We start from the raw sequence: 14,222 nt of genomic DNA, 5'->3' as shown, positions 1-14,222 counted from the left end.
TTAAAGGGACTTTGATGGATCAGTTTTATGTTTTTGCTAATCAATATTATATAGAGTTTTACAGTTTGAAGGGGCGTGTGAAGCGAGTTTTACCAATAGCGCTGCTTATTTTAATGCACGCAGCACTGGGAGGTTATTTATCTTATTATTTTAGTAACAGCTTTGAGACCTTTGATAAATTCAAGTCGGTTAGTGGCATTTTACTTTCTGCGGTATACATAAGCTCCTTTGTTATTTTTATATTTTGGTTTGTTATGAAAACAAAGGCGGCGGTAGTTAAAGATTTTAGCGAAAAGTATGGTCATCAAGGCACTAAAAATTTAAACCAACTAAAAATCATCTGGCTTAAAAAATATTTTCCCGTTGATAGGAAAGGCTACATTAAATATGTTGATGACGTGAAACCATATTTGAATAAAATGTCAGGACATCACTGGCTTTGGACTTATAGAACATTCGACTTCTTTCAAATGATTTATAACGAAACGGCAAAACCTCGTATTTTAGCCCTTACACTCGCATTATGCTCTTTGTGTACGATCTTTTCGCTTCACCCCAGTGCTTCAGCAAATTTCTTTAAATTGGTATATGACATTAACCAACATGGCTGGGCGAAAGTTGCATTTATGTTGTTAATTGCAGCTATGTTTTTTGCTGAGATATGGATTGCGATAAGGTTAGTAACTGAAGTGTTGATTTTTACTCTTCTGAGGTCACGATACGTAGCAAACAAATACAATGAAAAAGAAAGCTATTTTGCTATTTATCTTATTGATGATTTAGTGAGGTATCATAAGCTACCAGTCAAAAGGTTGGTTTATCGGCAAGATTAGACCTTTTATTTACTGCCTTTAAAACTAATATATTTCTTTTAGTACCATAGGCATTACCGTGTCGGCTGTTGGTCAATGTAAAGTTGTTTAAAGTAGTGGTTTAAGACTCCCCCAGCTCCACCAATATCGGTTTTTAAATTCGTTGATTTAAAAACCCTAATAAACCCACCAATTTGAGCAATCAGGTTGGTGGGTTTTTTTATGTTTAAGGCGAAGTGTTTTATTGTTTTAATAGCTCATCGCTTATTTTTATTTTATTGAAATAAGCGCTTCATTTTACTGGTGCTTTAGGTACTCGCATCTTATTTTTACTCATGCTAACGTCGTTATTCTGTTTTACCTGCCAAGTGGTCTTAGATGGAATTTTTAGCTGGCGATTTATTAACGCCGCTCAGCGTGATTGGGCTTATTATATTATCGGCTGTAACGTCGATGATTTCGGCGGCTTTTGGTGCTGGTGGCGGGTTGATGTTGTTGGTGGTGATGGCGTCGTTATTGCCTATGAGTATTGTTATTCCGGTGCATGGGTTAGTGCAGCTGGGCTCAAATGCCAATAGGTTTATGCTGACTTTTAAACACCTTGATAAAAGTATGTTTGCGTACTTTTCACTCGGTGGGCTTATTGGTGCGTTTGCTGCGTCGTCTATTGTGACCCGTATTCCACTTGAATTGATGAAAATTGTCGTGGCAGGGTTTGTACTTTATTTATTATGGGGAGTGACGCCAAAGTTGCGTGAAACCTCAGCTTTATGGCGCAGTACAGCTGGTGCTGTGACAACATTTTTATCGATGTTTGTTGGCGCAAGTGGCCCGTTAGTGGGCAGTTGTTTGTATGTTAATAATTATGAAAAGCTAAGATATACCGCTACTTTTTCCGCTTGTATGAGTGTGCAACATACTTTTAAAGCTATTTTGTATGGCTTTGTAGGTTTTTCGTTTTGGCAGTGGTTGCCTTTAGTTGCGGCAATGATCATCAGTGGTGCGCTTGGCACGTGGCTTGGTTTACAGTTATTACAGCGGATTTCTGCGGCTAAGTTTAAACGTATTTTTCGGGTTGTTTTAACCTTACTTGCGCTGCAATTGGCATGGCAGGGGTTACAAGCGTTTTAGCTAACAATTTGTTAAAGCGCTATAAGTCTAGGTGTCATAGCGCTTTATAAATTCTCAGGAGTACAGGGACAAGGGCAGGCTTTTCTATTACACATCATTACAATGAGTGTTGCACTGATATTCTAAATCACACTGACTTTGGTAACGATGAATAGGCAATCACAGCGGCATCCCTGTGTGCTAGATCGGGGTGCTGTAACTTTTTACTGTATTCATCACAAAAGATGATTGCATCTCCTTTTGTTATCAATAAAGGGTCGTGAGTGAAGTTTAATAACAGCGATTGCCAGCGCTGTATTATTTCTTTTGGTGGGCTTGGCAGAACTTTTAATATTGCTTTTGATTGGGTAAATTGGCTGTTTATTGCGATGTTTAGCATGTCGTCGTTTGCAGCTCCTAGCCAGCTAGTACCGTTATCGCCAACGCATAAAAGTGGCATATAAGGCGCAAGTGCTGGGCATACATCATTTCTATACACCTCAACTTTCCAATAGTTACGGGCTATTTTTACAAACTGAGTAAAATCTTTAATTGGGGTAAAGTTTGATGTCGCTAAAGGCAAAATCTCTACTCTGGGTTTATTGGCATTCACGGTGTCGTTAGAAACATCAATATACCAAGGACCAATAATAAATGCGTTTTGAAAATACTCATCCCGCAGTGAACCCCATGCTTTTTGTAAAGGATTGCCCTGTGCAATAAGACCTTTTAATAAGCTAAGCCCAGGTTTGTTTGTGTGCGGCAGTTGTGCTTGTAGTAATGTAAATACCTCGTCTCTTATTTCTCTACAGCGGCCAATTGGATAAGGTTTTTCAGCAAAGTAAGGCATAGTAGGCGCAAGTGTTAAATCGGCTATTAATCTTAGTTGAGCTAAGTCAGCACATAGTAAAGTAAGCTGCTCTGAGGAAAAGTTATTATCAAGCACGTATGTTCCTTATCGTATTTATTGTAATTTTTTTAGTTGAGCTTGTGTGTAGGCGTCATCTCTAAGCCACCTTAACATGTTTGGATAACCGTTGGGGTGATCAGGTTGTTCGCACATAAACCATGAATACAACAGCGGATAGCCAAAGCCAGTATTATTGCTAAAAGCGGTTATTAAGCTAGCTGAACTGCCTTTATAACCGTGTTGATGAAATAAAACATCGGGTGCAATATTTAAGTAACAGGCTGCGGCCCATGACCATGCAATCGCGGTCATTTCTTCAGCGGCTTGGTGATCATGGTTTTTCATATCGCCGGTTAAACAGGTTCTGTTTGTCTCTGAGGTTACTGCAATATGCCCTGCTTCATGAAGGATGTCACCAGGGTAGAGGCATTTTTCTAAATCAAGTAGTAAAGTTCCCTGGGCTACTTTAATTCCCGGCAAAAAAGTCTTTTCGTTTAACGTTTGATACCTGTGCTTTATACCAATATTAGTAACAAAGGCGAGAATTTTTTCAATCTCAATGTTCATACCACTCCCTGTATTTAGCAATTACAATTGTTGCTTACAGTAATATAGCACTCTATTCTAACTAAGTTTAGTTAGCGTTAATAAATCAATTTAAGGTGTTTTGCTTGCCTAAAATCAGGCGCGAAAAGGGAGTTATTATGCAAAATGAATTGAGAGTAAAAGTACCTCATCTGAAAAAAACAGCGCAGAGCATACTACCTTGTTATAAAGAAACTGGGCGTTTAGGTTTATTTCAATTAAAACGAATGTGGCACAAAGCGCAATTACAAAAACAAGGCTGTGCGGATAAAAAAATAATAGAAGGCGAATGGTCGCTTGATGTCATGATCATGGATACTTTAGGCTTAGGGCTCACACCGACGATAGAATTCATTTTTTCATCGGATAGTTTTTTAACGTTCGAAAACTGGGTAGAACAGCGTTATGGCATAGCTATTTCAAATACAGTTAAAAGTAAGTTAAATGAAAAGGTAGCAGCATTTTTTCAGCAAAAAGACCCAAAACAACAAAAAATACTACTAAATCAGCCTCGTCATTATGTTTTAACGTCACAGCAGTGGCAAAGCTGGGATGATAATGGTTACGTTATTATTCCTGAGTTGGTAGAAAAAACGCTATGTGAAAACGTTTGTAATATGATTTATGAACGTTTGAATATGGATAAAAACAATCCTGCTTCATGGTACCGAAATCATGATCTTAAACAAGGAGTTATGGTACAAATTTTTAATGATATAACAATGCAAGCTATTCGGAAGCAGCCTCAGGTGCGGGATGTTTTTGAGCAACTGTGGGGTAAAAGTAATTTAACTGTAAGTACTGATAGGGTTGGTTTTAACCCGCCAGAGACATTGAGTTGGCAGTTTCCCGGGCCAAATCTGCACTGGGATATTAATTTTAATAAACCGCTCATCTTTGCAACGCAAGGGTTACTGTACCTTACTGACGTTACCGCTGATCAAGGTGCGTTTAGTTGTGTTCCTGGTTTTCATAAAAAAATAGACGGCTGGCTTGCTAGCTTACCTAAAAATACCAATCCACATCATTTTAATTGCCAACAATGGCACAGTACGCCTTTGCCTGCAAAAGCGGGCAGTTTAATTGTTTGGCAACATACACTGCCGCATGGTAGTTGTCCAAATAGGACGAATAGTCCTCGAATTGTGCAATATATAAATATGAGCTCATTATAAAGCTAAGCAAAATCAAGCCTGCAGTTATTTATAAGAATAAAAATGATGCCATGTAATAACGTGTAATGTTTTTTATAACACTCCTGTGCCATGCTCAAAATAATTTAAATTAAGCTGCATTTACTAAGCCTTTTATTTTCTATGGTTTTTTATGATGTTTGATATAAATCAAATAAATTAAAGCTATATAAAATAAATGAAAATTAAAGTTGTACCCTATAGCTTTTAAACTAAGCTCTTAACTGAATGTAGTATTAATTCCCTAATAGAATTTAGCACGATAATTGGATATCAAAGGAATATTTCAGTATGGAAGCACATAGCTCACAGTCTATAGCGAGTTTGCAATACGCGGATCCCCAAGTTGATGAGTTATTAAAGCATTCAATACGTACTCAGCTTGAGTCTCTTTTGAAAGCAAAATTAACAACAGAGCAGCGCCAGTTACTTTTGCAAAAAAGCTTTGTTGATGCGATGACTTTGGTGTTGAGCTACGCAAAAGTTGAACATCTTCAACTAGTTAAAGTATTTGATAACATGTATGAGCAAGCTGTACAGTCGATGGCATTTGCGCAGCTCAGCCAAGAGCAGTTAACGCGTCAATATGTGTCAGCATCTGGTTTAATTATGTCTCCTCATAATTGTAAACACACCATTAAAGATGTTTATCGCATTAAGGGATATGCGCGTGGGATTGATCTAGCGATACAAAGTAAACTAAAACACGCATCATCAATTACTATTTTATATCCTGCATGTGGCCCATTTGCGCCGCTGTTACTGCCTTTGTTGAGCTACTACAAAGACAGCCAAATATTCACATCAAAGCAGATCAACGTCATTTTGGTGGATGTACATCCTGGCGCAATATTGTCTTTACAGCAGTTAGTTAAAGACTTGCAGCTTGATGACTTTATATTGCGAATTGAAGCGGCTGATGCAACCGAATATGAGCCCGCAGAATCGATAGATTTATTAGTATTAGAGGCCATGCAGCATGGTTTTACCAAAGAAGGGCAGCTCAGTATTGCTAAGCACTTAGTGCAATTTTTAACACTAGATGGCTGGATGATCCCACAAAATATATCAGTAAGAGGGGAGATGGTCATTGGTGAAACAGAGTTTAATCAACAGTGGAAAGGTATGGATTACAGCCATTCACTCAATACGAATGAAAGCGCACAGAATAATAGAGTGGAACTTGGTGAAATATTGAGCATTAATAAATCAACCTTATTAAATATGCAAGAGCTTGAACTACAAGACGGTGTAAAGGTTATTCCTGCAAATCAAATAATGTTGCCCAACGATATTCAAGATATGAACAAGCGTATTTTAGTCATTTATGCGCATATAAATACGTTTGCTGATGAGGAGGTTGGGCAATATGACTGCGGGGTTACTCATCCAAGACCCGACATGACGTTTTATATTGATACCAAGCCAAGAGATATTGAACATACTCATTTTGTGGCTAATGGTGGTGATACTGTGCAATTTTATTATCAATTAACTGGTTTACCTGGGTTTATTCCCGCAAAAGTTTAAAAAGGAATATTTATGCGAGGTAAAATAGCTCTCTTTACTGGCAGTACATTCTCAATCCCCGCTATACAATCTCTTATTCAATTAAATAAGTTAGCGTGTGTTGTGCTGGTGGAGCCGCAAGGTAACCCTGACCTTTTACAGCTTACAGTGCTCTTAGAGCAAGCCAACGTGCCTATGGTACAGTATTCATCATTTGATGAATTTAAAGTCATTTCAGAGTTAGATAGATATCAAGCGGACATAGGTATCGTTTATTTATTTAGGCATAAGTTGAGCGAGCGTATTATTAGCTTTTTTAGTGGAGACATTTTTAATTTACATCCCAGTGAATTGCCCTGCTACCGAGGCCCACTGCCATTGTATTGGCAAATAAGGCATGGAAAAACACAATGTGTATTAACACTTCACCAGCTCACCAAAGATATTGATTCAGGGCCTGTTGTAACTAGTCAAACAGTAGATATTCATCCATTTGATACATTACAGAGTTTATCTCATCAAGTATCTCAAGTCGTACCAGCTGTAATTAACACGTTATTAATTCAGCTACAGAATAACGCTATTGCCACTACGGAACAATCTACTATTGAGAATATGCCATCAGCGCCCTTTTTTAGTGAACAAGATTTACTCATTGATTGGCGAACTCATACCTCAGAAAACATAGTGTGTATGGCTCGAGCTGGTAACGTTGATTTCGGTGGTGCCAGAATACGGCTAGAAAATAACTTGTTTCAATTGTTGCAAGCAACGCAGTTGAAAACTGAATATTCTGGTATTAATACAGGGACTGTTATAGAGGTCAGTATGACGGCTGGCTTAATCATAAAAAGTATTGATGGTGCAGTACGTCTAGATATCATTGCAACTCCTTATGGGGTTTTTGACGGATATAAATTTGCAACATTATTTAATTTAGATGCGGGTACAAGTTTTCATCAAACGACACAAAGAACATTATAAAGTTTTGGTACTGCTTAGTTGAGAGGGGCTTTATGAATTCGAACTGGTGTTTTCTCCCTGTTTTCTAACTATGCATTGTTTAATGTAGAGGATAAGAAAATGAACGTTAAGATATCGATTTTGAATAATTACGCCTATGACTTAGCTTTAGTCCCATATTGCAATGGTACATTGCCGTCATTGGTTCCGACTGATTTGGTGACGGTGATTTCGCGAAAAGAGGCGCGCGAGGTAGTCAATGTAAATAGCGGTGAATGTGCCATTTTAGAAATCCCGGGTTTAAACAGTGTTTTGATCCAACATCTAGGCACTGACAAACTGATTGATTGTCATGACCGTTTTTGTGAGTCACCCGACGAGTTCGATTTGTACGAGCAGTCCGTATTATTAAGATGTGCTAACAAAGAAGTTTACTGGCGTTTTGCTAATGAAGTTGAAACTGCAGAACTTGAAATAAGTGTAAATTCATTGGGCACAGTATGCATCGACAATGTAATAGACGGAGCTGTTAGGGCTATCTCTTTACCTGAGCTTTATATTTCCGCATCCGATATATCAGTAGTTAACTAGCATAAATGGGTAATTAAATTGAGAATTGAGTTAACCGTCAAGTATCAGTATTTTTTTGCAATATAACTAAGTAAATGAAGGAATTAATTATGTCTACTGAATCATTTTTAGGGTCTATGGTGCCTTTTGCAGGTACTTTTACTATTCGAGATTTTACACCATGTCAGGGCCAACTTTTATCAATTGGGCAATATACTGCTTTATATTCATTATTAGGAACTAATTTTGGTGGTGACGGGCGGACGAGCTTTGGTGTACCTGATCTAAGAGGGCGCTCACCAATTGGACATGGAAACCGTCCAGGAGGATTAAGCTATAGCATTGGTCAAATGGCAGGAAATGAAAAGGCGTCGTTGAGTGCTGATAATTTAGCTCAACACAGTCATGCCGCAACTTTCACACCTACTGGTGGGGGAAGTGTCGGTGGTAACTTTCAAGTGGCGACAAACGGAGCGAATAATACGACTCCTGATGCCGATAGCTATTTAGCTGTTGCAGCAAGTTCGATTTACTTTAAACCGTCGGGCTTTGCTCCAGCTACATTGACTGATATTAAGGGATTAACTATTGATGGCGGGACTAGCTCAGGAGGGGCCGTTACGGTGGAGAATACTGGCGGTGGGGTGCCGTTTAGTATTTTGAATCCCGTCGTTACGATAAATTGGTTAATGTCTACTGCAGGAATTTACCCTTCACGTAGTTAATAAATAAAGGATAGTTAGCATATTTTACACAACGTATGTTTTTTATGGATAATAATTTTAGTTTAGTAAGGAATATCATGAAGTTGGATTCAATTATCCCTGCACTTGAAATCATCAATATACCTTTAATTAATAAAGGTGTATTGGGATTTACATTAATAGGTTCAATAATTCGTGACGTATCGCGAAGCGAAAACGTACACGCGCACAAAACAAGTCAGAGGTTATTAAATTTAGCTTCATTTATCCAAACCAACTTTTATACAGCTTTCTGCGTTGAAAATTTACTCAGAGGCATTCGAAAGCACTCACTGTTTAACAAGAATATAATTAAGCGCTTTATAGAAATTATATTGTCCCCTGTGTGCAAATCATCACGCCTAACTTACTTATAGGGAATAATCATGAAGTTAAATAAAATAGCTTCGGCATGTGCAGTAGCAGGTTTATCCGCACTTACCTTATCTTCTCATACGTTACTGGCAGCACAGAAGACGATTGATTACACCGCAGGCACAGGCTCAGGTCTGACTGATGTTAGAGATGGTTCAAATGGAGTCGGTAATGTTACATTAGACACCGCAGGGGATCTAACTTTTATATTAGATGCAGGTGAGACGAATGCGTTTACGGGATTTAATGATTGGTCAATTTATTCAGGTCTCGGTACTATTTCTAGCACCATGGTAAATGGTATATTTACCAATGAACCAAGCAGAGGCGTTAAGTTTTATACCAGTGGTGGGGAAAATTTTAGCTTTGATGCGATAAAGTTTAATCAGCTAACATCCACGTCGGGCAATCACTTTATTAAGTTAACGGGTTATTCCGATGGTGCCTCAACGGTTACTGTCACTATTACTCCGGCTAATTCAGGTTCTAACAATATATTCATATTGAGTCGCTCAGGTGACTTTAATAATGCACTTTGGCAAGATGTTGATGCCGTAACGATAGAGTTTCCATTTGAGCTGTCTGGTAATCCAACTAAGTATGACGGCCGCTTTGCGATTGTTGATATTGTGGTTGATGATGCTGTCGCATCAAACTCAGCCCCTGTTGTTGATTTAAATGGCGTGCTGGCAGGCACAGGTAGTTCAGTGTCGTTTTCTGAAGGCAGTGGTGCTGTAAGTATTGCGCCCGATGCTAGTTCCGCTGATAGTGATGGCGATACAATAACAACAATAACCGTTGCATTAACCAACGATCAAAATGGCGCCTCTGAAGGGCTTAGTGTTTCAGCAGCTGCACAAAATGCACTTGGTGGTATATCAGGTGCCTCAGATATTACTCTGCAAGATACAATTTCGATAACGGGTGCATCTGCAACCGTTGCACAAGTGACGACCTTTTTACAAGCAATAACGTATAACAATACCAGTGCAACACCTAATACGACAGCGCGTACAGTGTCAGTTGTTATTAATGATGGCACTGCAAATAGCGTGAGTCGTACAGCGACAATTTCGGTTGCAAATATTACTTCAGCGAGTTCTGCCGCTGCTGGATTTAGTACCTTAAACGGCATAAATTTAAGCCCAGCTATTACATTTAGTAGCGACAATGAAACATTAAATATTAGCAATGCAGCGCATATTACAGGGTCAACGGCTGATGGCGGCGGCGGTACCGATACAATCAGTGTTGTTACCGGGAGCGACTTAACTGGGTTCACAAGCTTAATGGGTTTTGAAACCTTAACGCCATATAACAATGGTTCATTGACATTAAGTGAAACGCAGCATGACAGTTTCACTACTATAAATGGTACAGGTACAAATCAATTTACTATCGCTAGTGCCAATGGCGATCAAGCGCTCACTGGCGACACTGATATTGAAACCTATGTGCTTGGCGCCGCAATGACCTTTACGCTTGGTAGCGTAGCGCAAAATGTAACTGGCAGCAGCGCAGATGATACCGTTAATATTAATGCCTTCACGGTAACAGGTACATTGAACGGCGCTGCGGGTACCGATATATTGCAGGCTGGCACTGGTGCTGATCTTAGTGGTGCAACAATATCTGCCTTTGAATCATTAACACTTGGCAGTGGTGCGAGTGTATTGATGACCGAGGCGCAGCACGATAGTTTTACAACGTTTACAGCACCAGGCACAGAAACGATAACCATCAGCTCAGCAACGGATGGACTAACAGGCAACAGTGCGATTGAAACGTATGTTTTATCTGCACCAAATACATTCACCCTTGGCGCTGCAGGGCAAAATTTTACTGGTAGCACCGGCGACGATACTCTCAATATTGGCTCAGTTAGCGCAACCGGTATTTTAGCGGGCAACACCGGCACTGATACGTTATCTATTGGTAGTGGTGGCAGTATTTCTGGCGCCACGATTAGCGGCTTTGAAAACTTGACGGTAGCAAGTGGCGGTTCAGCAAGTATTGCTGCATCACAGCTAGCATTGTTCTCAGGTACTGTCTCAGGCAGTGGTAATGAGACGCTAGATATTTTAGGTGATGGTAATTTCGCTACAGTATCAGCAATTGAAAGCTACACATTAAATGACGATAGCACGAACGCGCGTACAGTATCTATTAGCGCCGCGGGGCACTCAGTAACAGCTAGCTCCGTAACTGATGCCATTACGTTTGATATTGGCACACTAGCTTATACGGGAACAATTACCGGCGAAAATAGTGTTGCTGATACATTGTCTATGAGTAGCGGCGCAAACATTAGTAATGCCACGATTAGTAATGTGACTAATTTAACACTCGCTTCGGGTGCGTCAGTATCGATGACGGCCAGCCAGCATAGTAGTTTTACGGGCACCATAACAGCGCCAGGTTCAGAAACGATTACTATCACCGGTGATGGTGATTTCACAACCTTAACTGGTATTGAAAGCTACGATGTAGCTGATGACAGTACAAATACCAGAACAATCACCGTATCAACAGGGACCACTAATGTTACGGCTGGTTCGTCAACCGACGCCATAATTTTTGCAATTGGTAACAGTGCATACACGGGCACGTTAATTGGCGAAAATAGTGTTGCCGACCAAGTACAAGTAACTGATGGTGCAGACATTAGCGGCGGTGGATTTTTAAATATAGGCACTCTTTCGTTAGCTAGTGGCGCAACAGTGGCTATTGATGCCGCTAATATTGGTAATTTTAGCACTGCTATAACGGGTAGTGCGGGTACTGAAACACTGAAACTTATGGATGGTGGGGCGTTTGATTTTACCAGTACCTCAGTGTCTGCTGTTGAAGGCGTGGCAATAGGAACTGACAATAATGCCACAGTAACCTTAACTGACAACTTTAATGCCAATGGTCAAGCAGTATCAGTGTCAAATGCGAGTGGCGGTGAAATTACAGCAGCCCTATCAATAAATGCTTCAGCCTTTGCCAGTGACATATTGACAATTACAGCCAGCAATTTTAATGGCGATGATACTATTGTTGGCGGTAGCGGCGCAGATACCATCCGCCCTGGCGGTGGTACTGATTCGATGACGGGCAATGCAGGTAACGATAATTTTGTTGGCAGTGCATCACAATTATCAGGGGATACCATCACCGATCTAGCCGCAGGCGATACCTTAACGATTACTGGTGTGACAGGGCTTTCAAGTGCAAATGTGCGATTTAATGGCGCTAGCACATTAGAAGTTGATACAGATGCCACCGATTTTAATATTTCTGAGCTTACGCTCTCATTAAGTAATTCACCAGGCTCAAGTTTAGCTTTTAGCGTTGCTGAAAGTGGTAGCGATACAATAATAACTTTTGTTGAGCCAAATAGCGCCCCCGTATTTAGTAGTTTGAATGGCGGTGCAACCTTCATTGAAAATGGCTCTGCAATTGTTATCGACTCTGATGTGACTATCGCTGATACTGAGCTCGATGCCCTTAATGGCGCAATTGGTAATTATAATAATGCCAGTTTAACTATTAGTCGAAACGGTGGGGCAAGTACTGAAGATGTTTTTGCGAACAATAACTTATTGGGCGCGCTAATTGAGGGCAATACGTTTACTTATAATTCGACCACAGTCGGAGCGGTAACCACTAATTCCTCCGGTACCTTGGTACTGACCTTTAATGCTAATGCTACATCTGCAATTGTTGACTCAGTTTTACAAAGCATTACCTATCAAAATAGTTCCGAATCTCCATCATCATCAGTGACTTTGGATTATGTCTTTAATGATGGGATAGCAAACAGCGCGGGTACAAATCAAGCGATAGTGACTATTTCTGGGCAAAATGATGCCCCAACGGATATTTCACTTTCATCGGCAAGTATAAATCAATCATCAACTGGACCTGGTGCTAATATAGGGGCACTTACTACCTCAGATGTAGATACCAGCGACAGTCATAGTTATACGTTTGTAAGCTCAGGCGCAAGTGTAAACGGTACATGTAGTGCTGACACAAACAATAGCAGTTTTCAGATCAGTGGCACCTTAATTCAGACGCAAGCTGCACTTAGTGCAGGAAATTATATTGTGTGCGTACAAAGTAACGATGCAACAACAACTTTCCAAAAAGCGTTTACTATAACGGTAAATGATAATGTTGCGCCAAGTGCGCCATCTACCCCTGATTTAAATGCGGCTGCTGATTCAGGGTTATCTACTACGGATAATATTACCAACGATACCACGCCAACATTTAGTGGCACTGCTGAGAGCGGTTCAACAGTTAGTCTTTACAGCGACCAAGTTGGTGCTGGAGCAACTGTAATCGGGTCTGGCATAGCGACCGATGGCAATTGGCAAATTACCACTAGCACTTTAACTGCCGGTTTAGACCATGCTATTTCAGCAAAAGCAACAGACTCAGCAAGTAATGTAAGTAGTAGCTCAAGCGCACTTACAGTGACAATTGACACAACCGCGCCGAGCGCACCAAGTGCAGCCGATCTAACTGCAGCCAGTGATAGTGGCTCTTCGAGTACAGATAATATAACCAATAATACAACACCTACTTTTACAGGTACAGGCACCACAGGCGACACTATTACTCTTATTTCAAGTGTTGATGGCTCAATAGGCAGTACTGTTGTTAGTGGTGGGGTGTGGAGTATCACCGTGGGCTCAGCAATGACGAGTGGCTCGCATACTATTGTGGCACGCGCGACGGACTCTGCTGGTAATATTACCAATGGAACGAGTACTACAATAACCATTGATACTAACGTGAGTGCACCGAGTATTACCACCCCGATTGAAGTAGATGGTCGGATCAATGCTGTGGAAGATGCGCATGTGCTTATACAAGGTAGCGGCGCTGACTCTGGCGCTACGGTTAATGTGACCATCAGCGATGGTTCGAATAACTTATCACGGACTGTGACGGCCGATGGCTCTGGGGCATGGACTATCAGTGGTAGTGAGTTTGATGTCAGCAGCTTTAATGATGGCACGCTCACCGTCAGCGCCACACAAAGTGATTCGGCGGGTAATACTTCAAGCGCAGCCAGCACCGCGGTGATTTTAGATAACGCAGCACCAAGTGCCTTGACGATCGCCACCCCGATTGAGGTTGATGGTCGGATCAATGCCGTAGAAGATGACAGTGTATTGCTCACCGGCTCTGGGGCAGAAGCCAATGCCAGTGTCAGTGTGACTATCAGCGATGGTTCGAATAACCAATCGCGTACTGTGACGGCTGATGGCTCTGGGGCATGGACTATCAGTGGTAGTGAGTTTGATGTCAGCAGTTTTAACGATGGCACGCTCACCGTCAGCGCCACACAAAGTGATGCGGCGGGTAACACCTCCAGTGCAGCCAGCACCTCAGTGATTTTAGATAACGCAGCACCGAATGCCTTGACCATAAGCACCCCGATTGAGGTTGATGG

Annotated in this window: 10 protein-coding genes; 8 read left to right on the top strand and 2 right to left on the bottom strand. The window is 40.8% G+C overall.

Going from position 1 to position 14,222, the window contains the following annotated elements:
• The first annotated feature begins 14 nt into the window (after positions 1 to 14).
• Positions 15 to 833 carry a hypothetical protein gene (locus tag H5163_RS03685; protein ID WP_182734376.1) on the top strand — a complete coding sequence of 273 codons (819 nt, stop codon included), beginning with the start codon at positions 15 to 17 and terminating at the stop codon, positions 831 to 833.
• A gap of 357 nt (positions 834 to 1,190) precedes the next feature.
• Positions 1,191 to 1,943 carry a sulfite exporter TauE/SafE family protein gene (locus H5163_RS03680; RefSeq protein WP_182734375.1) on the top strand — a complete coding sequence of 251 codons (753 nt, stop codon included), beginning with the start codon at positions 1,191 to 1,193 and terminating at the stop codon, positions 1,941 to 1,943.
• 127 nt (positions 1,944 to 2,070) lie between these two features.
• On the opposite strand, the gene H5163_RS03675 is transcribed toward H5163_RS03680, so the two are convergent.
• Positions 2,071 to 2,868 (bottom strand): hypothetical protein, encoded by a 798-nt coding sequence (locus H5163_RS03675; RefSeq protein WP_145242932.1) that lies wholly within the window; start codon positions 2,866 to 2,868, stop codon positions 2,071 to 2,073.
• A gap of 18 nt (positions 2,869 to 2,886) precedes the next feature.
• Complete coding sequence (locus tag H5163_RS03670; RefSeq protein WP_182734373.1) at positions 2,887 to 3,399, bottom strand: hypothetical protein; 513 nt, start codon at positions 3,397 to 3,399, stop codon at positions 2,887 to 2,889.
• A gap of 137 nt (positions 3,400 to 3,536) precedes the next feature.
• Between H5163_RS03670 and H5163_RS03665 the strand changes: the two genes are divergently transcribed.
• The 6 genes from H5163_RS03665 to H5163_RS03640 form a co-directional block, all read left to right on the top strand.
• Positions 3,537 to 4,592 (top strand): phytanoyl-CoA dioxygenase family protein, encoded by a 1,056-nt coding sequence (locus tag H5163_RS03665; RefSeq protein WP_182734371.1) that lies wholly within the window; start codon positions 3,537 to 3,539, stop codon positions 4,590 to 4,592.
• Positions 4,593 to 4,901: 309 nt separating this feature from the next.
• Complete coding sequence (locus tag H5163_RS03660; protein WP_182734369.1) at positions 4,902 to 6,140, top strand: hypothetical protein; 1,239 nt, start codon at positions 4,902 to 4,904, stop codon at positions 6,138 to 6,140.
• Between the two features lie 12 nt (positions 6,141 to 6,152).
• Positions 6,153 to 7,103 (top strand): methionyl-tRNA formyltransferase, encoded by a 951-nt coding sequence (locus H5163_RS03655; RefSeq protein WP_182734368.1) that lies wholly within the window; start codon positions 6,153 to 6,155, stop codon positions 7,101 to 7,103.
• Positions 7,104 to 7,202: 99 nt separating this feature from the next.
• On the top strand, positions 7,203 to 7,673 hold the full coding sequence (locus H5163_RS03650) for a hypothetical protein (RefSeq protein ID WP_182734366.1): 471 nt from the start codon (positions 7,203 to 7,205) through the stop codon (positions 7,671 to 7,673).
• Positions 7,674 to 7,762: 89 nt separating this feature from the next.
• Positions 7,763 to 8,377 carry a phage tail protein gene (locus tag H5163_RS03645; RefSeq protein ID WP_182734365.1) on the top strand — a complete coding sequence of 205 codons (615 nt, stop codon included), beginning with the start codon at positions 7,763 to 7,765 and terminating at the stop codon, positions 8,375 to 8,377.
• 404 nt (positions 8,378 to 8,781) lie between these two features.
• Positions 8,782 to 14,222 (top strand): Ig-like domain-containing protein (locus tag H5163_RS03640; RefSeq protein ID WP_259399779.1); only part of this gene is annotated, 5,441 nt, incomplete at its 3' end.

Origin of the sequence: Pseudoalteromonas sp. SG44-8 (genome assembly GCF_014164125.1) — a bacterium.
GTDB classification, from domain to species: domain Bacteria; phylum Pseudomonadota; class Gammaproteobacteria; order Enterobacterales; family Alteromonadaceae; genus Pseudoalteromonas; species Pseudoalteromonas rhizosphaerae.
The sequence above is the reverse complement of the archived record's forward strand: the minus strand, read 5'-3'. Positions and strand labels throughout refer to the sequence as shown.